The sequence below is a fragment of the Streptomyces sp. NPDC091412 genome (assembly GCF_044756885.1).
Classification (GTDB): Bacteria; Actinomycetota; Actinomycetes; order Streptomycetales; family Streptomycetaceae; genus Streptomyces.
The window spans coordinates 351901-376148 of record NZ_JBIVTV010000005.1 but is presented as its reverse complement, the minus strand read 5'-3'; the positions used below and the strand labels follow the sequence as shown (position 1 = coordinate 376148).

General features: G+C 72.6%; 21 protein-coding genes. 14 read left to right on the top strand and 7 right to left on the bottom strand.

The window, feature by feature from the left end; all coding sequences use genetic code 11:
- Nucleotides 1–180: 180 nt before the first annotated feature.
- The 3 genes from ACIQMV_RS16305 to mmpA all read left to right on the top strand — a co-directional run bounded on the left by ACIQMV_RS16305 (nt 181) and on the right by mmpA (nt 1567).
- Nucleotides 181–507, top strand: a complete 327-nt coding sequence (locus tag ACIQMV_RS16305) for a plasmid stabilization protein (RefSeq protein WP_141356341.1) — start codon at nt 181–183, stop codon at nt 505–507.
- Between the two features lie 91 nt (nt 508–598).
- On the top strand, nt 599–1300 hold the full coding sequence (locus tag ACIQMV_RS16300) for an endonuclease V (protein ID WP_402593300.1): 702 nt from the start codon (nt 599–601) through the stop codon (nt 1298–1300).
- Between the two features lie 120 nt (nt 1301–1420).
- Nucleotides 1421–1567 carry a morphogenic membrane protein MmpA gene (gene mmpA, locus ACIQMV_RS16295; protein WP_172632784.1) on the top strand — a complete coding sequence of 49 codons (147 nt, stop codon included), beginning with the start codon at nt 1421–1423 and terminating at the stop codon, nt 1565–1567.
- Between the two features lie 29 nt (nt 1568–1596).
- Here mmpA and ACIQMV_RS16290 read toward each other — a convergent pair whose 3' ends face one another.
- Nucleotides 1597–2775 (bottom strand): trans-acting enoyl reductase family protein, encoded by a 1179-nt coding sequence (locus ACIQMV_RS16290; protein ID WP_141356335.1) that lies wholly within the window; start codon nt 2773–2775, stop codon nt 1597–1599.
- Nucleotides 2776–3007: 232 nt separating this feature from the next.
- Here ACIQMV_RS16290 and ACIQMV_RS16285 point away from each other — a divergent pair, with 232 nt between their 5' ends.
- From ACIQMV_RS16285 to ACIQMV_RS16275, 3 genes are all read left to right on the top strand, one after another.
- A complete protein-coding gene (locus ACIQMV_RS16285) occupies nt 3008–4234 on the top strand; it encodes a CaiB/BaiF CoA transferase family protein (protein ID WP_402593297.1) in 1227 nt (408 codons plus the stop codon).
- A gap of 89 nt (nt 4235–4323) precedes the next feature.
- Complete coding sequence (locus ACIQMV_RS16280) at nt 4324–5538, top strand: acetyl-CoA C-acetyltransferase (protein ID WP_141356331.1); 1215 nt, start codon at nt 4324–4326, stop codon at nt 5536–5538.
- Nucleotides 5539–5588: 50 nt separating this feature from the next.
- Nucleotides 5589–7784: a 3-hydroxyacyl-CoA dehydrogenase NAD-binding domain-containing protein gene (locus ACIQMV_RS16275; RefSeq protein ID WP_402593296.1), complete on the top strand. Its 2196-nt coding sequence runs from the start codon at nt 5589–5591 to the stop codon at nt 7782–7784.
- 8 nt (nt 7785–7792) lie between these two features.
- On the opposite strand, the gene ACIQMV_RS16270 is transcribed toward ACIQMV_RS16275, so the two are convergent.
- Complete coding sequence (locus ACIQMV_RS16270) at nt 7793–8545, bottom strand: MerR family transcriptional regulator (RefSeq protein WP_402593294.1); 753 nt, start codon at nt 8543–8545, stop codon at nt 7793–7795.
- A 239-nt stretch (nt 8546–8784) separates the two neighbouring features.
- On the opposite strand from ACIQMV_RS16270, the gene ACIQMV_RS16265 reads away from it, so the two are divergent.
- The gene (locus ACIQMV_RS16265; RefSeq protein ID WP_402593292.1) at nt 8785–10248 is read left to right on the top strand and encodes an amino acid permease; all 1464 of its coding nucleotides are present in this window, start codon (nt 8785–8787) and stop codon (nt 10246–10248) included.
- Nucleotides 10249–10291: 43 nt separating this feature from the next.
- Nucleotides 10292–10774, top strand: a complete 483-nt coding sequence (locus ACIQMV_RS16260; RefSeq protein ID WP_402593289.1) for a macro domain-containing protein — start codon at nt 10292–10294, stop codon at nt 10772–10774.
- 42 nt (nt 10775–10816) lie between these two features.
- On the opposite strand, the gene ACIQMV_RS16255 is transcribed toward ACIQMV_RS16260, so the two are convergent.
- Nucleotides 10817–12310 (bottom strand): M1 family metallopeptidase, encoded by a 1494-nt coding sequence (locus ACIQMV_RS16255; protein WP_402593287.1) that lies wholly within the window; start codon nt 12308–12310, stop codon nt 10817–10819.
- A 150-nt stretch (nt 12311–12460) separates the two neighbouring features.
- A complete protein-coding gene (locus ACIQMV_RS16250; RefSeq protein WP_402593531.1) occupies nt 12461–13396 on the bottom strand; it encodes an FAD-dependent oxidoreductase in 936 nt (311 codons plus the stop codon).
- Nucleotides 13397–13486: 90 nt separating this feature from the next.
- Here ACIQMV_RS16250 and ACIQMV_RS16245 point away from each other — a divergent pair, with 90 nt between their 5' ends.
- Together ACIQMV_RS16245 and ACIQMV_RS16240 are read left to right on the top strand one after the other, a co-directional pair.
- Entirely contained in the window at nt 13487–14518 is a 1032-nt protein-coding gene (locus tag ACIQMV_RS16245) for an oxidoreductase (RefSeq protein WP_402593285.1), read from the top strand.
- A gap of 36 nt (nt 14519–14554) precedes the next feature.
- The gene (locus tag ACIQMV_RS16240; RefSeq protein WP_402593283.1) at nt 14555–16195 is read left to right on the top strand and encodes an ABC-F family ATP-binding cassette domain-containing protein; all 1641 of its coding nucleotides are present in this window, start codon (nt 14555–14557) and stop codon (nt 16193–16195) included.
- A 662-nt stretch (nt 16196–16857) separates the two neighbouring features.
- Here ACIQMV_RS16240 and ACIQMV_RS16235 read toward each other — a convergent pair.
- Nucleotides 16858–19242: a Tex family protein gene (locus ACIQMV_RS16235; RefSeq protein WP_402593281.1), complete on the bottom strand. Its 2385-nt coding sequence runs from the start codon at nt 19240–19242 to the stop codon at nt 16858–16860.
- A 183-nt stretch (nt 19243–19425) separates the two neighbouring features.
- On the opposite strand from ACIQMV_RS16235, the gene ACIQMV_RS16230 reads away from it, so the two are divergent.
- Nucleotides 19426–20388 (top strand): GlxA family transcriptional regulator, encoded by a 963-nt coding sequence (locus ACIQMV_RS16230; RefSeq protein WP_402593279.1) that lies wholly within the window; start codon nt 19426–19428, stop codon nt 20386–20388.
- 20 nt (nt 20389–20408) lie between these two features.
- Nucleotides 20409–21044: a DJ-1/PfpI family protein gene (locus ACIQMV_RS16225; protein ID WP_141356301.1), complete on the top strand. Its 636-nt coding sequence runs from the start codon at nt 20409–20411 to the stop codon at nt 21042–21044.
- An 8-nt stretch (nt 21045–21052) separates the two neighbouring features.
- On the opposite strand, the gene ACIQMV_RS16220 is transcribed toward ACIQMV_RS16225, so the two are convergent.
- Nucleotides 21053–21799, bottom strand: a complete 747-nt coding sequence (locus tag ACIQMV_RS16220) for an enoyl-CoA hydratase/isomerase family protein (protein WP_402593276.1) — start codon at nt 21797–21799, stop codon at nt 21053–21055.
- A 124-nt stretch (nt 21800–21923) separates the two neighbouring features.
- Here ACIQMV_RS16220 and ACIQMV_RS16215 point away from each other — a divergent pair, with 124 nt between their 5' ends.
- Both ACIQMV_RS16215 and ACIQMV_RS16210 read left to right on the top strand, forming a co-directional pair.
- A complete protein-coding gene (locus ACIQMV_RS16215) occupies nt 21924–22502 on the top strand; it encodes an HdeD family acid-resistance protein (RefSeq protein ID WP_402593274.1) in 579 nt (192 codons plus the stop codon).
- Between the two features lie 451 nt (nt 22503–22953).
- The gene (locus ACIQMV_RS16210; RefSeq protein WP_402593529.1) at nt 22954–23487 is read left to right on the top strand and encodes an ATP-binding protein; all 534 of its coding nucleotides are present in this window, start codon (nt 22954–22956) and stop codon (nt 23485–23487) included.
- Between the two features lie 8 nt (nt 23488–23495).
- Here the strand turns inward: ACIQMV_RS16210 and idi are convergent, their stop codons facing one another.
- Nucleotides 23496–24086, bottom strand: a complete 591-nt coding sequence (gene idi, locus ACIQMV_RS16205) for an isopentenyl-diphosphate Delta-isomerase (protein WP_402593272.1) — start codon at nt 24084–24086, stop codon at nt 23496–23498.
- Between the last annotated feature and the right edge of the window lie 162 nt (nt 24087–24248).

The following is a 24248-nucleotide window of genomic DNA, read 5'->3' as shown; positions in this document are numbered from 1 at the left end:
GAGACGACGGAAGCCGCCGATCCGTGCACACGAGGAGCGAGTGACCTCCGTCACCGCGTTCATGCACGGACGTGACACGGCTGTCGCGTCGCTCGACTGGAGGACTGGATATCGCCCGATATGGCGAACCGATCCAGAATTGCGGGTATCCGTTCCTTGCACAGAGAGGAAGTGAACGGCATGCCACGCGGTTCCAGTTCCAAGCGCGAGCGCCAGTACGAGCACATCAAGCAGAGCGCGCAGGACCGGGGGGAGAGCACCGAACGCGCCAGGGAGATCGCCGCGCGCACGGTGAACAAGGAGCGTGCCCGCAGCGGCGAGTCGAAGACCGCCGGCCGCATCTCCACCCAGGACCTGTCCTCCGGCAGACGGGGCGGGCAGCGTTCGGGCCGGGGCTCCGAGGGGCCCACCTACGACCAGCTCTACGAGGAGGCCAAGCGGCGCAACATCCACGGCCGCTCGGACATGAACAAGCAGCAGCTGCGGCAGGCCCTGGGCAGAGGCTGACCCAGGCGCCCAGCCGGGCGGGCCCGCCTCCGGTCAGGAACGCGGGCCCGCCCCGCCGTGCCGTCCCCGATGGCCGTACGCTCGGCCCATCATGACGACGACCGTACGCATTCCCGCGGGCTGGCCCTCCACCGAGGAGCAGGCCCGCGCCGTCCAGGACGAGTTGCGTGAACGGGTGGTGCGCGACGAGCCGGGCCCGCCGCCCGGTACGGGCCACGTCACGGGAGTCGACGTGGCCTACGACGACGAGCGGGACCTCGTCGCGGCGGCGGCCGTCGTCCTGGACGCGGCCACCTTGCGCGTCGTCGCCGAGGCCACCGCCGTCGGGCGGATCTCCTTCCCGTACGTACCGGGGCTGCTGGCCTTCCGTGAGATCCCCACCGTGCTCGCCGCGCTGGACGCCCTGCCCTGCCCACCCGGCCTGGTCGTCTGCGACGGCTACGGCCTGGCCCACCCCCGGCGCTTCGGACTGGCGAGCCACCTCGGTGTGCTGACCGGGCTTCCGACGATCGGCGTCGCCAAGAACCCGTTCACCTTCACCCACGAGGATCCGGACACCCCGCGCGGCAGTGCCTCCCCGCTGCTCGCCGGCGCCGACGAGGTCGGCCGGGCCCTGCGCACCCGGGACGGCGTCAAGCCGGTCTTCGTCTCCGTCGGCCACCGGGTGAGCCTGGACAACGCCTGCGCGCACACCCTCGCCCTCACCCCGGACTACCGCCTCCCGGAGACGACCCGCCGCGCCGACGCCCTGTGCCGCCGCGCCCTCCGGGAGGCGACGGCGGACAGGGCCTAGGTGTGCTGTCCGGGCACGCGTGTCCGGCTCCGGGGTCCGGCTCCGAGGCCCGGTTCTGAGTACGCCGTCTGAGTATCCGTACGGATGTGCCCACCGGGGCCTGTGGGCAGGCTGGGGCGCATGACGACGCACCGTTCCCACAAGCCCCTCGCCGACCCGGCCCGCCCCGTCGAGCGTGCCGTGAACGCCACCCTGATCCTGGCCGTACTGGCCGCGCTCGGCTGGATAGCCGGGATGATCTGGACCGTGGCCGACTGGTCGCTGTAGTCCGGTGCCGCCGTGCTCCGGTCACAGCACTAGCGGCTCGTCGCGATCCGGAAAGTGATGCCCGCCCGGCGCAGGCGGTCGATAAGGGCGTCGCCCATGGCCACCGCCGTGGTGACCTGGCCCGCCGTCCGCGGGAGGTCGTCGAGCGCCAGAGCGAGCGCCGACTCGGCGAACATCTTCGCCGTCTCGCCGTACCCCGGGTCGCCGCCCGCCACCTCGGTGAACACCCGCCGTCCGCCGCCCTCGCCCACGAACCGCACCGAGAACCAGCTCCTGGCCCGCTTCTCCGCGCTCGGCCCCTCACCGGGCTGCAGCCGTCCGGACAACCAGCGCCGGGCGGGCGGCAGTTGGGCGGCGGCCATGACCGCGCCGAGGGCGGCGGCACCGCCCACGGCGACCGGCAGGTGCCGTACGGCCGCGTAGTGGCGGTAGCGGAAGTCCGGGCCGTAACGTTCCAGCACGCGCGCGGAACGCCGCACGATCTGCGGGTCGATGGTCGGCAGCGGCACCGCCCAGGCACCCACCTCCCCGGCGAACCGCGGCGCGCCCGTCGGCGTGACCGCCCGCCGCCCCAGCAGCCGCGGCTCGTGCCGCGCCCGGTCCCGCGCGGCGGCCCGGATCCGCAGGGGACGGGCGAACTGGCTGAGCGCCGACGCGAGGGTCCCACCCGAGAAGGCGGCGTCCGCCCGGACGTATCCGTCCACGGTCAGCGGTACGCCCTCCGGCAGCTGCCGGACGGTGAAGTACACGCCCAGGTCGGGCGGGACGGAGTCGAAGCCGCAGGCGTGCACCAGGCGCGCCCCGGTCTCGCGCGCGCGTGCGTCGTGCCGGACGTACACCAGGTCCACGAACTCGGGCTCGCCGCACAGGTCCAGGTAGTCCGTGCCGCTGTCGGCGCAGGCGGCGACGAGTTCCTCGCCCACGGCCGCGTACGGGCCCACGGTCGTGGCCAGCACGCGGGCCTGCCGGGCGAGGTCGCGCAGGGAGTCCGGGTCGGCCGCGTCCGCGCGCAGCACTCCGACGGACGCACCCGAGGGCAGTCGCTCGCGCAGTTCCCGGAGCCGCTCCTCACCGCGTCCGGCGATGGCCCAGCGCAGCCCCTCGGGGGCGTGCGCGGCGAGGTACTCGGCGGTGAGCGCCCCCACGAAGCCGGTGGCTCCGAAGAGGACGATGTCGTACGGACGGTCGGAGTTCCTCAGCCTGCTCATGACACCCCTCGCTCTCGCAGCCCGCGCCGCGGTCCGTGGCCGAGGCTAGCGTGAGGGGTGCGCGGTCCGGCGGCGAGGGCCCGGCAGGTGAAGGCGCGACGGTGCGGGATACGGCCACGAGGCCAGCGGGTACGCCTCGGCTAAGCGCTTGCTCGCCGAGGGCTTGTATCCGCTGGAACACGTTCTTAGCATCATCGGTGTTACATCGGTTGTGTCACAGTGAGGGGACCGGATGGCAACGGCAGAGGCGGCGGGGCCGCACGGCCCGCTGACCGGTGTGCGCGTGGTCGAACTGGCCGGCATCGGCCCCGGCCCGTTCGCCGCGATGCTGCTGGCCGACCTGGGCGCCGACGTCGTCCGGGTGGACCGCCCCGGCGGCACCGGACTCGGCATCGACCCCGCCCACGACATCACCAACCGCAACAAGCGCTCGGTGGTCGTCGACCTCAAGTCCCCGGGCGGCCCCGCCCGCGTCCTCGACCTCGCCGCCCGCGCCGACATTTTCATCGAGGGCTACCGCCCCGGCGTCGCCGAGCGCCTCGGCGTCGGCCCCGGGGCCTGCCACGCCCGCAACCCGCGGCTGGTCTACGGCCGGATGACCGGATGGGGCCAGGACGGACCGCTCGCCCCGCGCGCGGGACACGACATCGCCTACATCGCCGTGACCGGCACCCTCGGCATGATCGGCGAACCGGACGCGCCCCCGGCCGTTCCCGCCAACCTGCTCGGCGACTACGCCGGCGGCTCCCTCTATCTCGTGGCCGGCGTCCTCGCCGCCCTGCACCACGCGCGCGCGACCGGCACCGGACAGGTCGTGGACGCCTCGATCGTCGACGGCACCGCCCACCTCTCCGCGATGATCCACGGCATGCTCGCCGCCGGCGTCTGGCAGGACCGCCGCGGGGCCAACCTCCTGGACGGCGGCTGCCCTTACTACGGCACCTACGAGACCGCGGACGGCCGGTACATGGCGGTCGGCGCCCTGGAGCAGCGGTTCTACGACGAGTTCACCGGACTGCTCGGCCTGGCGGAGCACGCCGGGGCCCGTACCGACCACACTCGCTGGGGGGAACTGCGCGAGGCGGTCGCCGCCCGCTTCAAGTCCCGCACCCAGCAGGAGTGGACCGCGGTCTTCGAGGGCTCGGACGCCTGCGTGGCCCCCGTGCTGTCGCTGCGCGAGGCCCCGCACCACCCGCACCTCGCCGCCCGCGGCACCTTCACGGAGCACTCCGGCCTCACCCAGCCCGCCCCCGCGCCCCGCTTCTCCGCCACCCCCACCGCCGTCCGCACCGGCCCCGCCCAGCCCGGCGACGGCACGGCAACCGTGGCCCGCGACTGGGACCTGCCCGCACTCCTGGAGGTCGGCAAGGACGGGGAGGCCAGGACGGCCAGGACGGCTAGGACGGCCGGGACGGCCCGGACGGACGGGACGGCAGATGAGGGGGAGGACGGCTCCTGACGGACCCACGACCGCGACACGCTCCCCCGACCCGCCCCCGGGTCCTCCCAACCGTCCCCAGGACACCACCCTCGTCGAAAGGCTTGTCAGTGAGCACCGAAGCGTACGTGTACGACGCGATCCGCACCCCCCGCGGGCGCGGCAAGGCCAACGGCGCCCTGCACGGCACGAAGCCCATCGACCTGGTCGTCGGCCTCATCCACGAGATCCGCGACCGCTTCCCCGGACTCGACCCGGCCGCCGTCGACGACATCGTGCTCGGCGTCGTCGGCCCGATCGGCGACCAGGGCTCCGACATCGCCCGGATCGCCGCCATCGCCGCGGGACTGCCGGACACGGTGGCCGGTGTACAGGAGAACCGCTTCTGCGCCTCCGGCCTGGAGGCCGTCAACCTGGCCGCCGCCAAGGTGCGCTCCGGCTGGGAGGACCTGGTCCTCGCGGGCGGTGTCGAGTCGATGTCCCGGGTGCCGATGGCCTCCGACGGCGGCGCCTGGTTCAACGACCCGATGACCAACCTCGCCGTCAACTTCGTACCGCAGGGCATCGGCGCCGACCTGATCGCCACCATCGAGGGCTTCTCCCGGCGGGACGTCGACGAGTACGCGGCCCTGTCCCAGGAGCGCGCGGTCACCGCCTGGAAGGAGGGCCGCTTCGACCGCTCCGTCGTCCCGGTCAGGGACCGCAACGGGCTCGTCGTCCTCGACCACGACGAGCATCCGCGCCCCGGCACCACCGCCGACTCGCTGGCGGCGCTCAAGCCGTCCTTCGCGGACATCGGCGAGCTGGGCGGCTTCGACGCCGTCGCCCTGCAGAAGTACCACTGGGTGGAGAAGATCGACCACGTCCACCACGCGGGCAACTCCTCCGGCATCGTCGACGGCGCCTCGCTCGTCGCCATCGGCTCCCGCGAGGTCGGCGAGCGGTACGGACTCACCCCCCGCGCGCGGATCGTCTCCGCCGCCGTCTCCGGCTCCGAGCCCACCATCATGCTCACCGGGCCCGCTCCCGCCACCCGCAAGGCACTCGCCAGGGCCGGCCTGACCATCGACGACATCGACCTCGTCGAGATCAACGAGGCGTTCGCGGCGGTCGTGCTGCGCTTCGTGAAGGACATGGGCCTGTCCCTGGACAAGGTCAACGTCAACGGCGGCGCCATCGCGCTGGGCCACCCGCTCGGCGCGACCGGCGCGATGATCCTCGGCACCCTCGTCGACGAACTGGAGCGCCAGGACAAGCGCTACGGCCTCGCGACCCTCTGCGTCGGCGGCGGCATGGGCATCGCCACGATCGTCGAGCGCGTCTGACCCGCCCCCAGCGGCGCCCTCAGAACCCAGACTTCAACGGAGACCCCGACATGACCGAGAGCACCACCATCCGCTGGGAGCAGGACGACACCGGCGTCGTCACCCTCGTCCTCGACGACCCCAACCAGTCCGCGAACACGATGAACCAGGCGTTCCGTGACTCCCTCGCCGCCGTCGCCGACCGGCTGGAGACGGAGCGGGAGTCCGTCCGCGGCATCATCCTCACCTCCGCGAAGAAGACCTTCTTCGCGGGCGGCGACCTGCGCGACCTGATCCGGGTCACCCCGGACACCGCCCAGGAGCTGTTCGACGGCGGCCTCGCGCTCAAGCGGAACCTGCGCCGTATCGAGACCCTGGGCAAGCCCGTCGTCGCCGCGATCAACGGCGCGGCCCTGGGCGGCGGTTACGAACTCGCCCTGGCCTGCCACCACCGGATCGCGCTCGACACCCCCGGTACGAGGATCGGCTGCCCCGAGGTGACCCTCGGCCTGCTCCCCGGCGGCGGCGGGGTGGTCCGCACCGTACGGCTGCTGGGCATCACCGACGCCCTGCTCAAGGTGCTGCTCCAGGGCACCCAGTACAACGCGCGGCGCGCCCAGGAGAACGGGCTCGTCGACGAAGTGGCCACTTCCCAGGAGGAGTTGCTGGCCAAGGCCCGCGCCTTCATCGACGCCAACCCCGAGTCCGGCCAGCCCTGGGACAAACCCGGCTACCGCATCCCGGGCGGCACCCCGGCGAACCCGAAGTTCGCCGCCAACCTGCCCGCCTTCCCGGCCAGTCTGCGCAAGCAGACGAACGGCGCCCCCTACCCGGCCCCGCGCAACATCCTGGCCGCCGCCGTCGAGGGTGCCCAGGTCGACTTCGAGACCGCCCAGGTCATCGAGGCCCGCTACTTCGTCGAACTGGCCGCGGGGCAGACCTCGAAGAACATGATCCAGGCGTTCTTCTTCGACCTCCAGGCCGTCAACTCCGGCGCCAGCCGGCCCCAGGGCGTCGAACCCCGCCAGGTCCGCAAGGTGGCCGTCCTCGGCGCCGGGATGATGGGCGCGGGCATCGCCTACGCGTGCGCCCGCGCGGGCATCGAGGTCGTCCTGAAGGACGTGTCCCCGGAGGCCGCCGCCAAGGGCAAGGGCTACTCGGAGAAGCTGTGCGCCAAGGCCGTCGCCAAGGGCCGTACCAGCCAGGAGAAGGCGGACGCGGTGCTCGCCCGCATCACGCCCACCGCGGAGGTCGCCGACCTCGCGGGCTGCGACGCCGTGATCGAGGCCGTCTTCGAGGACCCGGCGCTCAAGCACAAGGTGTTCCAGGAGATCGAGCAGGTCGTCGCGCCGGACGCGCTGCTGTGCTCCAACACCTCCACCCTGCCGATCACCCTGCTCGCCGAAGGCGTGGAGCGCCAGGCCGACTTCATCGGGCTGCACTTCTTCTCACCCGTGGACAAGATGCCCCTGGTCGAGATCATCAAGGGCGAGCGCACCGGCGACGAGGCGCTGGCCCGCGCCTTCGACCTGGTCCGGCAGATCAACAAGACCCCGATCGTCGTCAACGACTCGCGCGGCTTCTTCACCTCCCGGGTCATCGGCCAGTTCATCAACGAGGGCGTGGCGATGGTCGGCGAGGGCATCGAGCCCGCGTCGGTGGAACAGGCGGCGGCCCAGGCGGGCTACCCGGCCAAGGTGCTGTCCCTGATGGACGAGCTGACCCTCACCCTGCCCCGGAAGATCCGGGCCGAGTCGCGGCGGGCGGTGGAGGAGGCGGGCGGCACCTGGACCCCGCACCCCGCGGACGCGATCGTCGACCGCATGGTCGACGAGTTCGGCCGCACGGGCCGCGGCGGCGGCGCCGGCTTCTACGACTACGGCGAGGACGGCGCTCGCGCCGGACTGTGGCCGGGTCTGCGTGAGCACTTCACGACACCGGGGTACGAGATCCCGTTCCGGGACATGCAGGAGCGCATGCTCTTCGCCGAGGCGCTCGACACGGTCAGGCTCCTGGAGGAGGGCGTCCTGACCTCCGTCGCCGACGCCAACATCGGCTCGGTCCTCGGCATCGGCTTCCCCGGCTGGACCGGCGGGGTGCTGCAGTACATCAACGGCTACGACGGCGGCGCCGGGGCAGGGGCCGGTCTGCCCGGCTTCGTGGGACGCGCGCGGGAACTCGCCGAGCGCTACGGCGAGCGGTTCACCCCGCCGGCGCTGCTGGTGGCGAAGGCGGAGAAGGGGGAGTCCTTCACCGACGCGCGCTGACGGGCCGCTCAGCCGGACGGCGGCTCCTGAGGCCCCCGGGGATCCGCTTCCCGGGGGCCTTCCCGCCCGGCCGTGTCCAGCCACTCCCGCAGCTCCTCCTTCAGCGAGCGCTGGAAGGTGGTGAGCAGGGCCTGCACCACCAGGGGGTGCATATGGGCGGACAGGGACTTCACATCCCGGGTGTCGCGTTCGGCGACGGCGTCACGCAGCAGCTTCGACAGCTCGTGGGCGGCCGTACGCGCGTGCTCGGTCAGCACCGTACGGGCGGCGAGGATCGTCTCCTGGGACAGGGGTACGTCCAGGAGTTCCACGCCGAGCCGCAGCAGACCGGAGTCGACGCGGAAGGACTCGCCGTCGGCCTCGACGACGTTCATCGCGGCCAGCCGCTCGACGTCCTCCTCGCCGATCGGCCGGCCGGCCCGGCGCTCCAGCTCCCGCCGGGACAGCGACTCCACGGTGTCCGGCGCCCAGGACGCGACCACCGCGCGGTGGATGGCCAGGTCGTGCGGGGTGAGGTCCGGCGGCAGCTGGCGCAGATGGCGCTCGATCGCGGCGAGCGTCATGCCCCGCAGCTGCATCTCCTCGATCAGCGCCAGGCGCGCCAGGTGCTCCCGGCCGTAGCGGCCCACCCGGCGCGGACCGATCACCGGCGGCGGCAGCAGGCCCCGGCCGCTGTAGAAGCGGACCGTGCGCACCGTGACGCCGGCCCGCGCGGCCAGCTCGTCGATCGTGAGGGTCGGCTCGTCGGCGTCGGTCGTCATCGCAGCAGTATCGCTGTCCCACCGATGCTGTGAAAGCCCTGACCTGCCGATGTACGGCTGGTGACCGATGAGTGAATGACGCGTGTGAGAAGTCCCGCTCTGTGACGTACGCCATCGCAGGGGAATCGACAGCCGGGGAAGCTGCCCTTCTGGTCTGTGCCGCGACATGGGTGGTGCGGGCCGGATCACGTACGGACACCCGGGCGCAGGCGCCCGGGCACCAGAAAGTGGAACCACCCTTGAGCAAGGACGCCGTGCCCACGGCACAGGTCGCCTCCCACCAGGCGACCGGGACGCCCGCTGACGCGGGCGACGCCGGATACAGCAAGGACCTCAAGCACCGCCACGTCAACATGATCGCCATCGGTGGGGCGATCGGCACCGGACTCTTCCTGGGAGCGGGCGGTCGCCTGCACAACGCGGGCCCCGCCCTCGCGCTGGCCTACCTCGTGTGCGGCATCTTCGCGTTCTTCGTCGTCCGTGCCCTAGGCGAGCTGGTCCTGTACCGGCCCTCGTCCGGCTCCTTCGTGTCGTACGCGCGTGAGTTCCTCGGTGAGAAGGGCGCCTACGTCGCCGGCTGGATGTACTTCCTGAACTGGTCGACGACCGGTATCGCCGACATCACGGCGATCGCGCTCTACACGCACTACTGGAGCATGTTCACGTCCGTTCCGCAGTGGGTGCTCGCGCTGATCGCCCTCGCCGTGGTCCTCGCCATCAACCTGATCTCGGTGAAGATCTTCGGCGAGATGGAGTTCTGGTTCGCGATCATCAAGGTCGCCACCCTGGTCGGCTTCATGCTGATCGGCATCTTCCTGCTGGCCACGCAGCACGACGTCGGCGGCAGGACCCCGGGCCTGAGCTCGATCACCGACCACGGCGGGTTCTTCCCGCACGGCGTGATGCCGGTCGTCCTCGTCATGCAGGGCGTGATCTTCGCCTACTCCGCCCTGGAGATGATCGGTGTCGCCGCCGGTGAGACCGCCGAGCCGGAGAAGATCATCCCGCGCGCGGTGAACTCGATCATGTGGCGCGTGGGCCTGTTCTACGTCGGCTCGGTCATCCTGCTCGCCCTGCTGCTGCCCGGTTCGGTCTACTCGGCCGGGGAGAGCCCCTTCGTCACCGTCCTGTCGAGGATCGGCGTCCCGGCGGCCGGTGACGTCATGAACCTCGTCGTCCTCACGGCCGCCATGTCGTCGCTGAACTCCGGCCTGTACACCACCGGCCGCATCCTGCGCTCCATGGCCGCGGCGGGCTCCGCTCCGAAGTTCACCGGGGTGATGAGCCGCACCCGGGTCCCCTACGGCGGCATCCTCCTGACCTGCGCGGTCTGTGTGCTCGGCGTCGGCCTGAACTACCTCATGCCCAGCCAGGCCTTCGAGATCGTGCTGAACGTCGCCTCCCTCGGCATCGTCAGCACCTGGGTGACGATCATGATCTGCCACCTGGTCTTCGTCCGCCGCGCCAAGGCCGGCCTGCTCACCCGCCCGCACTTCCGCCTTCCCGGCAGCCCGGTCACCGAGATCGCCACGATCGCGTTCTTCGTCGGCTGCCTCGGCATGATGTGGAACGACCCCGAGGTGGGCCGCAAGACCCTCCTGCTGATCCCGCTGATCGCCCTCCTCCTGGTCGCCGGCTGGTTCGGCGTCCGCCGCCGCGTCTCCCGGACGGCCGACCGGGAGCTCTCCGAAATCACGGAGTAGCGGCCCCCACCCCGCTGTCGGTGCCACCCCGTACGGTGGCGTCATGCCGGAGATCACGTACATCCGGGGTGACGCCACCGAGCCCTCGGCCGAGGGCGTGAAGGTGATGGCCCACGTCTGCAACGACATCGGCGCCTGGGGGAGGGGCTTCGTCCAGGCCCTCTCCCGGCGCCGGCCGGAGCCGGAGGCCGCCTACCGGGCCTGGTACCGGGACCGTGCGGACAACGACTTCGGCCTCGGCGCCGTCCAGCTCGTCCGGGTGGAGCCGGATGTGTGGGTGGCCAACATGATCGGCCAACGTGGCATCCGGCGCAGAGGCGAGGCCGTCGCGCCCGTGCGGTACGAGGCGATCGACACCGCACTGGACCGGCTCGCGGTCCGTGCGGCCGAGCTCGACGCGTCCGTCCACATGCCCCGGATCGGCTGCGGCCTGGCCGGCGGCACCTGGGACCGGATCGAGCCGCTGATCGACAAGCGGCTGGTGCGCCGGGGGATCGCGGTGACGGTGTACGACCACGAGGGGTGAGGCCGGGCGGCCCGGGGTCCGTCCCTGCCGCCCGGCCGTGGGTCACCTCGTGTGCACGTCGTTCGTCGCCTCGATCTTCTTCCACGACCTCGGCTGCTCGGGAGCCGCCGGCGTCGTCGCCAGGGACGCCGCGCGCGCGGCCGGGGCGGCCGGCTTGGACGGCTGGAACAGCCACGTGTCGAAGAGGGCCGCGAGCGGCTTGCCGGAGATCTTCTCGGCGTACTCCTGGAAGTCGGCCACGGAGGCGTTGCCGTACGCGTGCTTCTTCGGCCAGCCCTTCAGGAGGGCGAAGAACGCCTTGTCGCCGATCTCGTTGCGCAGCGCCTGGACGGCGAGCGCGCCCCGGTCGTAGACCGCGATGTCGAACTGGTCGTCCGGACCCGGGTCGCCCGGCGCGACCGTCCAGAAGGGGTCGTCGGCGGGGTGCGAGGCGTAGACCCAGTCCGCCAGCTCCTGCGCGGTGCCCTCCCCCTCGTGCTCGGACCACAGCCACTGGGCGTAGCGCGCGAAGCCCTCGTTGATCCAGATGTCCTTCCAGCCCTTGAGCGACACGCTGTCGCCGTACCACTGGTGGGCCAGCTCGTGCACGACGACGGACGTGTTGGAGCCGTTGGCGAACTGCCTCGGGCTGTAGTACACCCGGGTCTGGGTCTCCAGCGCGTACCCGGTCGTCGTGTTCGGCACATAGCCGCCGGCCGAGCTGAACGGATACGGCCCGAAATAGCCGCTCAGCCAGTCGACGATCTCCCCGGTGCGCTCGACGCTCGCGCGCGCCGCCCCCGCGTTGTCGCCGAGGTCCCTGCTGTAGGCGTTGAGGACGGGGACGCCGCCCTCCGACGTGCCCGTCGTGATGTCGAACTTCCCGATCGCGAGCGTGGCCAGATACGTGGCCTGCGGCTTGTTCTGGCGCCAGTTGTACCGGGTCCAGCCGAGCTGCGAGGCGGTCGACTGGAGGGTGCCGTTGGAGATCGCCTGCGTGCCGTCCGGCACGGCCACCGACACGTCATAGGTGGCCTTGTCACTCGGGTGGTCGTTGCTCGGGAACCACCACCAGGCCGCCTCCGGCTCGTCCGCTGCGATCCCGCCGTCCGGGGTGCGGTGCCAGGTGGTGAAGCCGTACGCGCTCTTCGTGGACGGCACCCCGCTGTAGCGGACCACCACGGTGATCGGCGTGTTCCTGGCCAGCGGCTTCTTCGGGGTGACCACCAGTTCGTGCTGACCGGAGGCGGCGAAGGCGGCCGTCGCGCCGTTGACCCGCACCTCGCTGACGTCCAGCAGGAAGTCCAGGTCGAAGCTGGACAGGTCCTGCGTGGTCCGCGCCTCGATCGTCGCCGTGCCCTCCAGCTCGTCCGTGGCCGGCTGGTACTTCAGCCTGAGGTCGTAGTGGGAGACGTCGTATCCGCCGTTGCCGTAGTACGGGTAGTAGGGGTCGCCGATGCCCGGCGCGCCGGGGGAGTGGCTCGCGGCCGATGCCGGGATCGCCAGCAGCAGGGTGGCCGCCGCCAGTGCGCCCGGCGCGATCATTCTGCGGTGCACGTCAGCTCCAAGTCATAGGGGCACGAGGTTCGTTCGGAGCCTATTGAGTCCCGGTGGTCGCGGGCGTGTCCATGCCCACCCCCGTCACACGATCGCCATTCGGCCGTCATGGGTGAAACATGCTCAGGGGCCTTTCCCGCCCCAACCCGCTCAGGCGGCCGGGTACGCCAGCGCGGCCGCCCGGCGCGCACAGCCCCAGGCCACGGTGACCCCGGCCCCGCCGTGCCCGTAGTTGTGCACCAGCACCCGCCCGTCCGGCAGTTCCTCGCGCTCCAGCCGTACCGCGTGCCGGGTCGGCCGCAGCCCGACCCGGTGCTCCAGCACCCGCGCCCCGGCGATCTCCGGCCGGAGGGCCGCACACCGCTCGACGATCCGCTCGGCCACCGCCGGATCGGGCGTCAGCGACCAGTCGTCCTCCTCGGCCGTGCCGCCGAGGAGGAGCCGGCCCGGCTGCGGGAAGACGTAGGTGGGGGAATCCGAGGCGGGGTCGACGGACGTCAGCCACGTCGCGATCCCCGGGTTCTCCACGACGACGAGCTGACCGCGCACGGGACGCATCGCGGGATCGGGGACGAGCGCACGGGCGCCGAGGCCGGTGCAGTTCACGACGACCGGGGCGCCGACCGCCGCCAGATCCGTCACTTCCCGTTCCTCCACGATGCCGCCCGCCGCGGTCAACCGCTCCCGCAGCCACGCCAGATGAGCCGGCATGTCGATCAGCGGAAGCCGCGCCCACAGCGCCGTGCCCGCCGCCCACTCCCCGGCGTGCGCCGGGCGCAGGCCGGGCACCCGCGCCGCCCACGGCCCCAGCGAGTCGAGCCGCGTCCCGCCGTGCACGCCCTCGACCAGGCGTACGCCCGTCTCGTCGGAACGCCCGGCCAACTCCCCGTACACCGCCAGGGATTCGAGCGACCACTCCCCGACGAGCGACTCCGGCTCGATCCGGTACGGCCACCACAGCGCCCCGGCGACCGCCGACGTCGTCCGCTCGGGCGGCTCACGCGTCCACACCCGTACCCGCCGGCCGCGCTCGGCCAGCACGACGGCCGTCGTCAGTCCGATGACGCCGCCGCCGACCACCACCACCTCGATACCCGGCCCACTGTCCACGCGGCGCACGGTAGCGGAAGGCGCACTCCGTGCTCACCTCGCCCCCGGGCCGGGAATACTCACGGCATGCCTGCCGAGTACACGACCTTCGGCCTGGCCCCGGCGACGCGTCCCGGGGAGATCCTCGCCGACGGCGGTCACCAGCTCCACCGGGACTTCGTGGACTTCGTCGTGGACGGACGGCCCCTGCTGTTCCGGCTCGCCGACCTGGACGCGGTCTCCCCGCTCGCCTCCGACATCCCGCCCGCCATCCTCGCCGCCCAGGTGCGCGGCCTGCTGCTGGACAGCGAGGCGCCGCTGCCGGGCGGCCGGTACCTCATCTACGGCTGCCCCGAGTGCGAGGACCTGGCCTGCGGCGCGGTCACCGCCGTCATCGAGAGGACCGGCGCGGACGACGCGGACTACGTCTGGCGGGACTTCGCCTGGCAGACGGACGAACACGCCGACCTGGAACGGGACGGCTACCACGGCATCGGCCCGTTCCGTTTCGCCGGCGCCGAGTACCGCGCGGCACTTGGCGCGCTGCTGGACGGCGGTGGCCCCGCGCCTCGCCGCCGGGTGCTGCTCGTCGGGGCCCGGGTCGCCGTCCTCGCCAGACTCGCCGCCGCCCTGCGCGCCATCGGCATCGGCGCCGACATCACCCGCGACGCGCTCCACGTCCACGCCGGCGAACTGCTCCAGTACGGTGCCGTCGTCTTCGGCCCGGCGGTGGGCCCGGCCGAACGCGCCGCCGTCCGGGGCGCCTTCGAGCGCGCGGGGGCCGATGTGGCCCACGTCGACGGGCCGGTCCCGATCGTGCCGCTCCTGGTCGCCCAGGTCGAACAGGCCCTGGACCGCGGTCCCGTGGAGCGGCGCCGGCTCACCCGGCTGGCGGCCGCGCCCGGCGCGGTGGACGTCGAGGTCACCTCCGCCTGCCGGGTCCGGCTCACCGTCCACCGCCTCGACCGGTTCCATCGCAGCCATACCCAGGAGGTCTTCGACGGCGTCCTGGAGCCGGGCCGGCACCGGCTCGCGCTGGACGCCGGGGAGGTGAAGGGCAGGTCCTTCGTGGTGGCGCGGACGGCGGGGGGCGTGCTGGTTGCGGAGGTGGCGCACTGAGCGCGCCGGGGCACGGCCATTAGGATCGGTCCTCTGATGACTGCCACCCTCGTTGCCAAGAACCTCACCGCCGGGCACGGCGACCGCGCGCTGTTCGCCGGACTGGACCTCGTCGTCGCGCCCGGGGACGTGATCGGGCTGGTCGGCGCCAACGGCGCGGGCAAGTCCACGCTGCTCAGGATGCTCGCCGGGCTGAGCACCCCGGAACAGGGCGAGGTCACCCTGTCCCCGCCGGCGGCGAGCGTCGGGCACCTTCCCCAGGAGCCGGAGCGGAGGCCCGGGGAGACCGTACGGGAGTTCCTGGCCCGGCGCACCGGGGTGGCCGGGGCCCAGCGGGCCATGGACGAGGCCACGCAGGCCCTCGTCGAGGGAGCGCCGGGCGCGGACGACGCGTACGCGACCAGCCTGGAGCGGTGGCTCGGCCTCGGCGGCGCCGACCTCGACGAACGCGCCGAGGAGGTCGCCGACTCACTCGGCCTGGCCGTCGGCCTCGACCAGCCCATGACGTCCCTCTCGGGCGGCCAGGCGGCCCGCGCGGGACTGGCCTCGCTGCTGCTGTCCCGCTACGACGTCTTCCTGCTCGACGAGCCGACCAACGACCTCGACCTGGCCGGCCTGGAACGCCTGGAGCGGTTCGTGACCGGGCTGCGCGCCGGGACCGTCGTCGTCAGCCACGACCGCGAGTTCCTCACCCGCACCGTCACCAAGGTCCTCGAACTCGACCTCGCCCAGCGGCGGATCAACCTCTACGGCGGCGGCTACGCGGCCTATCTGGAGGAGCGGGAGGTGGCCCGTCGGCACGCCCGCGAGGACTACGAGGAGTACGCCGACAAGCGGGCCGCCCTCCAGGACCGCGCCCAGACGCAGCGCGCCTGGATGGACAAGGGCGTGAAGAACGCCCGGCGCAAGGCGGGCGGTGACAACGACAAGATCGGCCGCAAGTTCCGCAGCGAGGCCAGTGAGAAGCAGGCCGCGAAGGCCCGCCAGACCCAGCGCATGATCGAGCGCCTGGAGGTCGTCGAGGAGCCGCGCAAGGAGTGGGAGCTGCGCATGGAGATCGCGTCGGCCCCGAGGTCGGGCGCGGTCGTCACCACGCTCCGGGACGCGGAGGTGCGCCGCGGCGGCTTCGTACTCGGCCCGGTGTCCCTCCAGATCGACTGGGCGGACCGGGTGGCGGTCACGGGCGCCAACGGCGCGGGCAAGTCGACACTGCTGGGCGCACTGCTGGGGCGGATCCCGGTGGACGCCGGGCACGCGGCCCTGGGCTCCGGTGTGCTGGTCGGTGAGGTCGACCAGGCCCGCCGCCTCTTCCACGGCCCCGAGGCCCTGCTGGACGTCTTCTGCGCGGCGGTGCCGGACACCGAACCGGTGGAGGCGCGCACGCTGCTCGCCAAGTTCGGCCTGAAGTCGGACCATGTGACGCGTCCCGCCGCGACGCTCTCCCCGGGCGAGCGCACCCGGGCCGCGCTCGCTCTCCTCCAGGGCAGGGGCGTCAACCTCCTGGTCCTGGACGAGCCCACCAACCACCTGGACCTGCCGGCCATCGAGCAACTGGAATCGGCCCTGGACTCCTACCAGGGCACCCTGCTGCTGGTCACCCACGACCGCCGCATGCTCGACGCCGTACGCGTCACCCGCCGACTGGAGGTCGCCGCGGGCAAAGTGACGGAACGCTAGGCCTTGTGCCGCCCTGGCGGGACCCGCGGTGAACGCTCCGACGCGGGGTCTTACACTCGGTCACCGTTGCCCACCGGAACGAAACCGCAGATCGGAAGGCATGGTCACCCATGTTCCAAGACGCCCCCATTTATCACCAGCTCGTAGCCGAGCGAGGCGACGTGCCCGCACGCGTACGGGACGCGGCCACGGCCATACACAGGCAACTCGAGGACGTGATGCGAACAGGGCGGCCCAACGCCGCCTTCCAGCCAGGCCCGCCGCCCCCGGGCGCGACCCCACGCCCGCACACCGAACTCCCCCCGGGCCAGCACCCGCCGCGATAACGCCCCCGCCGGCACCGGCCGCACCGCCCCGCCGCCACGAGCCGGGCCAACGGGGTGGCCACTGCCGCCCCGTCGACGGTCCGGCGCTGCTACGGGCGGCCAACGGGCCCACCCGGCCCGGCCCGGCCAACTACCGGCAGCCGCCGGCCGGTCGACTGCTCGCAGCCACCGGCCCGTCCGTGACCCGCCGTGACCGGCCGGTCATCGGCGGGCCCGTAACGTCCGGTCGGCGGTCCATCCGTAGCGGTCGTCAACCGCCGACCGTCACCGGCCGGTTCGGCAGGCTCGCCCCCGGACCCGCCCACCGACGGTGGTGCGAGTCCGGGGGCGGGTGGGTCAGCGGCGGGCGTTTTTCGGGTCGAGGAGGCCCGCGCGGCGCAGGGCGTCGGCCATCGCGCTGTTGGCGGGCGGGGGTGCCTGGCGCGAGCCGCCGCCGCCACCGCTGCCACCGCCACCGCGGCCCTGGCGCTGCTGCGGCGGGCGCCCGCCGCGCCGGCGGCGCTCGCCGCCGTCGCCCTGAGCCTGGCGGTCCTGCGCCGCCGCCTCGTCGTCCAGACGCAGCGTCAGCGAGATCCGCTTGCGCGGGATGTCGACGTCCAGCACCTTCACCTTGACGATGTCACCGGGCTTGACGACGTCCCGCGGATCCTTCACGAACTGCTTCGACATCGCCGAGACGTGCACCAGACCGTCCTGGTGGACGCCGACGTCGACGAACGCGCCGAACGCCGCCACGTTCGTCACCACGCCCTCCAGGACCATCCCGGACGCCAGGTCGGAGATCTTCTCGACGCCCTCCTTGAAGGTGGCCGTCCTGAACGCGGGCCGCGGGTCACGCCCCGGCTTCTCCAGCTCACGCAGGATGTCGGTCACCGTCGGCAGACCGAACGTGTCGTCCACGAAGTCGGCCGCCCTGAGCGAGCGCAGCACCCCGGAGTTGCCGACGAGCGAGGCGACCTCCTGGCCCGTGGTCTTCACCATCCGGCGGACCACGGGGTAGGACTCGGGGTGCACGCTGGAGGTGTCCAGCGGGTCGTCGCCGCCGCGGATCCGCAGGAAGCCCGCGCACTGCTCGTAGGCCTTCGGACCGAGCCGCGAGACGTTCTTCAGCTGTGCCCGCGACGTGAACGGCCCGTTGGCGTCCCGGTGCGCCACGATGTTCTCGGCGAGTCCCGAGGTGACGCCGGAGACGCGCGCGAGCAGCGGTACGGACGCGGTGTTCACGTCCACGCCGACGCCGTTCACACAGTCCTCGACCACCGCGTCCAGGGAGCGGGACAGCTTCACCTCGGACAGGTCGTGCTGGTACTGACCGACACCGATCGACTTGGGGTCGATCTTGACCAGTTCGGCCAGGGGGTCCTGGAGCCGGCGGGCGATGGAGACCGCGCCGCGCAGGGAGACGTCCATGTCGGGCAGTTCCCGCGAGGCGTACGCCGACGCGGAGTACACGGACGCGCCCGCCTCCGACACCATCACCTTGGTGAGCTTCAGCTCCGGGTGCCTGGTGATGACGTCGGCGGCCAGCTTGTCGGTCTCCCGGGACGCCGTGCCGTTGCCGATCGCGATCAGTTCGACCGCGTGCTCCTTGGCCAGCCGGGCCAGCTTGGCGACGGCCTCGTCCCACCTGTTGGCCGGAACGTGCGGGTGGACGACGTCGGTGGCGACGACCTTGCCGGTCGCGTCGACCACGGCGACCTTCACACCCGTACGGAACCCGGGGTCCAGGCCGAGGGTCGAGCGGGTGCCGGCCGGCGCGGCGAGCAGCAGGTCGCGCAGGTTGGCCGCGAACACGTTCACCGCCTCGTCCTCCGCGGCCGTGCGCAGCCGCAGGCGCAGGTCGATGCCCAGGTGGACGAGGATCCGGGTGCGCCAGGCCCAGCGGACCGTGTCCTGGAGCCACTTGTCGGCGGGCCGGCCGCGGTCGGCGATCCCGAACCGGTGGGCCACCATCCCCTCGTACGAGGAGGGGCCGTCCACCGGCTCCTCCGGCTCCAGGACGAGGTCCAGGACCTCCTCCTTCTCGCCCCGCAGCATCGCCAGGATCCGGTGCGAGGGCAGCTCGGTGAACGGCTCGGCGAAGTCGAAGTAGTCGGCGAACTTGGCGCCCGCCTCCTCCTTGCCCTCCCGCACCTTGGCGGCCAGCCGCCCGCGCACCCACATGCGCTCGCGCAGCTCGCCGATCAGGTCGGCGTCCTCCGAGAACCGCTCGGTGAGGATCGCCCGCGCGCCGTCCAGGGCCGCCTGCGGATCGGCGACGCCCTTGTCCGCGTCGACGAAGGCGGCGGCCGCCGCGAGCGGCTCCACGCCCGGGTCGCCGAGCAGGCCCTCGGCCAGCGGCTCCAGGCCCGCCTCCCGGGCGATCTGCGCCTTGGTCCGCCGCTTCGGCTTGTACGGCAGGTACACGTCCTCCAGCCGCGCCTTGGTCTCGGCGCCGCGGATCTGCGCCTCCAGTTCCTCGGTGAGCTTGCCCTGCTCGCGCACCGATTCCAGGATCGCCGTCCGCCGCTCCTCCAGTTCCCGCAGATAGCGCAGCCGCTCCTCGAGCGTGCGCAGTTGCGCGTCGTCGAGCATCTCGGTCGCTTCCTTGCGGTAGCGGGCGATGAAGGGCACCGTCGAACCGCCGTCCAGCAGCTCCACGGCGGCCTTGACCTGCCGCTCCCGTACGCCGAGCTCCTCGGCGATCCTGCCCTCGATGGACGCTGTGAGGGGTGTCGTCACGATCCCGTACCGCCTTCTCCACTCCGGTGTGCGCCGCAATTGTGGCAGGCCCCGCCGACAACCGGGCCGCAGGGCGCCACCCGGCGAGGCGCACCCGTACCGGCGGAGACGGGGCCGGGCATGGCGGGAAAGGTGGGAAACCCGTCATTGCGGCCCTCCTCCGGCCGGCGAAGAATCGGTCGCATGGCGCAGCGAACCGTTCTCGTCGTCCTCTTCGACGGCGTCCAGAGCCTCGACGTCACCGGCCCCGTGGAGGTCTTCGCCGGTGCCGACCGGCACGCACCAGGGGCGTACCGCATCCACACGGCCTCCCTGGACGGCGGTCCCGTACGCAGCTCCAGCGGCCTGACCCTGGTACCGGACTCGCCGCTCGCCGAGGCGCCCGCGCCGCACACGCTGCTCGTGCCCGGCGGGGAGGGCACCCGCCGGCCGGACCCGCGGCTGGTCGACTGGGTCCGCGCGCACGGGCCGGGTGCCGCGCGCCTGGTCTCGGTGTGCACCGGCGCGATCCTGCTGGCCGAGGCGGGCCTGCTGGACGGCCGCCGGGCCACGACCCACTGGGCGTACTGCGCCAAGCTCGCCCGCGACCACCCCGCCGTCGACGTCCACGCCGACCCGGTCTACGTGCGCGACGGGGACGTGGCGACCTCGGCCGGCGTGACCTGCGGCATCGACCTGACCCTCGCGCTCGTCGAGGAGGACCTCGGCCGTGACGTCGCGCTGAGCGTCGCCCGCCACCTGGTGGTCTTCCTGCGCCGGCCCGGCAACCAGGCCCAGTTCAGCGCCCAGCTCGCCGCGCAGACGGCCCGGCGCGAGCCCCTGCGGGACGTACAGCAGTGGATCACCGAGCATCCGGCGGACGACCTGTCCGTCGAGGCGCTCGCCGCCCGTGCCCGCCTCTCGCCGCGCCACTTCGCCCGCGCGTTCCGGGCGGAGACCGGCACGACCCCCGGCCGCTACGTCGACCGGGTCCGCCTCGAACACGCCCGCCGGCTCCTGGAGGACACCGCCGACGGCGTCGAGGAGATCTCCCGCGCCAGCGGCTACGGCACGCCGGAGGCCATGCGGCGCGCGTTCGTCAAGGTGCTGGGCGCCGCCCCGGCCGAGTACCGGCGGCGGTTCCGCCCCGCTCCCGCCACCACCTGACACCCACCGGAGGGAAATCCGTGCAGATCGCCATCGTCCTCTTCGACCGCTTCACCGCCCTGGACGCCGTGGGCCCGTACGAGACCCTCGGCAGGCTTCCGGGCGCGCGGACCGTCTTCGTCGCCGAACGGACCGGACCCGTCCGCACCGAGACCGGGCACCTCGCGCTCACCGCCGACCGGACCCTGGACGAGGTCACGGACCCCGGCATCGTCGTCGTCCCGGGCGGCCCCGGCCAGTCGGCTCAGATGGAGAACGAGACCCTGCTGGACTGGCTGCGCACCGCCGACGCCACCAGCACCTGGACCACCTCCGTGTGCACCGGCTCACTGCTGCTCGCCGCCGCCGGGCTCCTGGACGGCCGCCGCGCCACCTCGCACTGGCTGGCCCTCGACCAGCTGAGGCGCTTCGGCGCCGAGCCCACGGGGGAGCGGGTCGTCTTCGACGGCAAGTACGTCACGGCCGCCGGCGTCTCCTCGGGCATCGACATGGGCCTGACGCTGCTCGGCCGGATCGCCGGCGACGAACACGCCCAGGCCGTCCAGCTGCTGACCGAGTACGACCCGCAGCCGCCCTACGACGCCGGATCCCCGGAGAAGGCGCCCGCGCACCTCGTCGAGGAGTTCCGCGCCAACAGCCGCTTCACGCTGACGTAGGCGGCCGCCTACCGCACGCTCCAGGTGAACCGGGGGGTCCGGCGTTCCAGGAACGCGGTGACCCCCTCCGCGGTGTCGTCGCTCGCGTGTGCCTGCTCGGCCCAGTGGGCGTCGCGGTCCGTGCGGCCGTCCGCGAACTCCTTCGCCGCGGCCTGCGTCAGCTGCGAGCGCGCGGTGAGGATCCTGGTGAACTCCGTGATCCGCTTGGCGAGTTCGCCCTCGGGCAGCACCTCGTCGACCAGGCCGGTGCGCAGCGCGCGCTCCGCGTCGATCAACTCGCCCGAGAAGAGCAGGTACTTGGCGGTCGCCGGGCCCACCAGGGAGACCAGACGGCGGGTGGAGGAGGCGGGGTAGACGATGCCCAGCTTGGCCGGCGTCACCCCGAACAGCGCGCCCGCCTCGGCGAACCGCAGGTCGCAGGCCGCCGCGAGCTGGGCGCCACCGCCCACGCAGTACCCGCGCACCGCCGCCAGCGTCGGCTTGGGGAACGCGGCGAGCGCCTCCTCGGCCCGCCCCGCCAGGCGCTGCGCCTCCCGCGGCGAGTCGCGCAGCGTGGAGATGTCGGCGCCGGCGCAGAACGTCGCGCCCGACCCCGTCAGCACCAGCGCCCGGACGTCCGGATCGGCCGCGAGGCCGTCCAGGAGCGGTGGCAGCGCCCGCCACATCGCGGCGGTCATCGCGTTGCGCTTGGCCGGGTGGTGGACCACGACGGTGGCCACCGCGTCGGTGACGTCGTGCAGCAACTGCGGCTCCATGCGCCGGATGCTATCCGCCCGGCCGAGCGTTTGATCAAGAAGGGGTGGGGGACAGTTACGACACGGCAGAAAACGGAACAAAGGGTGGAGACCGGGGGGATCGTGCGGCTTTGAGGAGGCGCCGATGGCCAGGTTCACCAAGCCCCGCAGCGAGACGGCGAGGATGCGCCGCGATTTCGGCTGGCTCGCCGGACTGGGGGTGCTTCTGGTGGTCGCCGGACTCGTCGGGCTCGTCTACACGGCCGCCGTGACGCTCACCTCCATGCTGCTGTTCGGCTGGCTGCTGCTGATCGGCGGGCTGGTCGGGCTGCTGCACGCGGTCCAGGCGCGCGGCTCGAACTTCTTCTGGCTCGGTGTCATCGTGGCCGCCCTGAACATCGCGGCGGGCGTGGTGGTCATCGGCCATCCGCACGCGACCGCCGCCGCGCTCACCATGTTCGCGGCCCTGCTGTTCCTGACCGGCGGCCTGTTCCGGGTGGTCGGCAGCGTCGTGGTGCGCGGCCCCCAGTTCGGCTGGACGCTGCTGCTGGGCGCCTTCTACCTGCTGCTGGGCGTCATGGTGCTGGCCTCCTGGCCGAGCAGCAGCCAGTACGTCATCGGCGCGTTCTTCTCCCTCGCCCTCCTCTTCGACGGCCTCGGCCTGATCGCGACCGGCTTCGGCGGCCGCCGCATCGTCGGCATGGTCTCCGACCGGACGGCCTAGTGCTGTGGCCGGGAAGGTTTGCCGGGAAGCTCACGGCGTCCGGTGCTGGGGGCACCTCCCACGCCGTTCAGGCAGTGGGGGAGCCTCGCAAGGCGGAGCATTGCCCGCGTACTGGAGGTACTCGGGTGATGCGACAACGCGGCGTGGGGGTACCCCCGGCCGAAGGCTGGGGGAGTGCCGTGCCGGGCGTCGCGAGCCGGTGAACCTTTCCGGTCACAGCACTAGCCGTCCTGGCGGTCCGTGCGCGGGGGCACGTGGACCGTACAACCCGAAAAGTTCGCGATGTCGGCGGGGACGGGACAGGACCGATCCCTGGCGTGACGGATTCGTACGCCAACGGTCACAAGGCGCTTGAAACACGCTGACTTGTGTTCAGTCCTTGGGCTGAGAGCGGTGCGTTACCAACACTCGACGTGTGGTGACAATCGAGCGCGAGGGTGGCGACCGGACGATGGACAACCACGGGCGCGGGTACGGCTCACGCCCGGAGGGCGGCGCGGGGGCACCCCTCCACGACGTACCCCACGACGTACCCCCGGATCCGCTGCCGTACGAGGGAGTCTGGCGGTTCACCGCGCCCGCCGTCGACGCCTCGGTCCCGCAGGCCCGGCACGCGGTCCGGGACCTGCTGCTGCGCCAGGGCGTCCCGGTCTCGGACGACCTGGTCCACGGGCTGCTGCTGATCGTGTCCGAGCTGGTCACGAACGCCGTACGGCACGCGGCACTGCTGTCGCCGATGCTCGCCGTGGAGGTCGCGGTCGGCGCCGAGTGGGTGCGGGTGTCCGTGGAGGACAACCACCCCTACCGCCCGACCGCCCTGGAGACCGACCACGGGCGGACCGGCGGGCGCGGGCTGCTCCTGGTCCGTGAGATCGCGCGGGAGGCCGGCGGGGTCTGCGACGTCGAGCACACCGCGAGCGGCGGCAAGGTGATCTGGGCCGCCCTGCCGCTCAAACCCGCGCACCAGCCGGAACAGCACCCCTGAGGCCCGGCTCACCAGCCGGCGGGCCCCGTCAGTTCCCTGATCGCGGGACGGGCCGCGTCCAGCACGGTCGGGAACCAGACGGAGAAGGTGTCCCGCGCGTGCCGCTCCGTCAGCTCGGCGGGCGTCACGAACGCCGTGGCGCCGACCTCCTCCGGGTCGGGCCGCAGCGGGGACTGCACCAGGCCGACGAAGAGGTGGTTGTACTCCTGCTCCACCAGGCCCGAGTCCGGGTCCGGGTGGTGGTAGCGGACCGTGCCCGCCTCGGCGAGCAGCGACGGGGAGATCCCCAGCTCCTCGTACGTACGCCGGGCCGCCGCCGCCATGGGCGCCTCGCCGGGGTAGGGGTGACCGCAGCAGCTGTTGGACCACACGCCGGGGGAGTGGTACTTGCCCAGCGCCCGCTGCTGGAGCAGCAGCCTGCCGCGGTTGTCGAACAGGAATACGGAGAAGGCGCGGTGCAGGCGTCCCGGTGGCTGGTGGGCGGAGAGCTTCTCCGCGGTGCCGATCGTCACGCCGTCCTCGTCGACCAGTTCCAGCAAGATCGCGTCCGCGGCGCCGTTCGACGAGCTGTGCTTCGCGGTGGCAGGTGTGGTCGGCATACCCATCCTTCACTTCGGTCCTCGAGTCCCAAGTCTGCCGTACGAAACCGGCACTCCCGGCACTTCCCGGCACTCCGCATGTCCCGCGAGGCACCGTGGGCCGCGACTGTCACGGGCCGGGCACCGTAGGTGATCGTGCCCGGACGGGCAGGCCCGGAACCG

What these genes read in the sequence shown, in the direction of transcription:
- ACIQMV_RS16305 (WP_141356341.1), top strand. Translation starts at nt 181, where the DNA reads ATGCCACGCGGTTCCAGTTCCAAGCGCGAGCGCCAGTACGAGCACATC.
- ACIQMV_RS16300 (WP_402593300.1), top strand. Translation starts at nt 599, where the DNA reads ATGACGACGACCGTACGCATTCCCGCGGGCTGGCCCTCCACCGAGGAG.
- mmpA (WP_172632784.1), top strand. Translation starts at nt 1,421, where the DNA reads ATGACGACGCACCGTTCCCACAAGCCCCTCGCCGACCCGGCCCGCCCC.
- ACIQMV_RS16290 (WP_141356335.1), bottom strand. Translation starts at nt 2,775, where the DNA reads ATGAGCAGGCTGAGGAACTCCGACCGTCCGTACGACATCGTCCTCTTC.
- ACIQMV_RS16285 (WP_402593297.1), top strand. Translation starts at nt 3,008, where the DNA reads ATGGCAACGGCAGAGGCGGCGGGGCCGCACGGCCCGCTGACCGGTGTG.
- ACIQMV_RS16275 (WP_402593296.1), top strand. Translation starts at nt 5,589, where the DNA reads ATGACCGAGAGCACCACCATCCGCTGGGAGCAGGACGACACCGGCGTC.
- ACIQMV_RS16270 (WP_402593294.1), bottom strand. Translation starts at nt 8,545, where the DNA reads ATGACGACCGACGCCGACGAGCCGACCCTCACGATCGACGAGCTGGCC.
- ACIQMV_RS16260 (WP_402593289.1), top strand. Translation starts at nt 10,292, where the DNA reads ATGCCGGAGATCACGTACATCCGGGGTGACGCCACCGAGCCCTCGGCC.
- ACIQMV_RS16245 (WP_402593285.1), top strand. Translation starts at nt 13,487, where the DNA reads ATGCCTGCCGAGTACACGACCTTCGGCCTGGCCCCGGCGACGCGTCCC.
- ACIQMV_RS16240 (WP_402593283.1), top strand. Translation starts at nt 14,555, where the DNA reads ATGACTGCCACCCTCGTTGCCAAGAACCTCACCGCCGGGCACGGCGAC.
- ACIQMV_RS16230 (WP_402593279.1), top strand. Translation starts at nt 19,426, where the DNA reads ATGGCGCAGCGAACCGTTCTCGTCGTCCTCTTCGACGGCGTCCAGAGC.
- ACIQMV_RS16220 (WP_402593276.1), bottom strand. Translation starts at nt 21,799, where the DNA reads ATGGAGCCGCAGTTGCTGCACGACGTCACCGACGCGGTGGCCACCGTC.
- ACIQMV_RS16215 (WP_402593274.1), top strand. Translation starts at nt 21,924, where the DNA reads ATGGCCAGGTTCACCAAGCCCCGCAGCGAGACGGCGAGGATGCGCCGC.
- ACIQMV_RS16210 (WP_402593529.1), top strand. Translation starts at nt 22,954, where the DNA reads ATGGACAACCACGGGCGCGGGTACGGCTCACGCCCGGAGGGCGGCGCG.
- idi (WP_402593272.1), bottom strand. Translation starts at nt 24,086, where the DNA reads ATGCCGACCACACCTGCCACCGCGAAGCACAGCTCGTCGAACGGCGCC.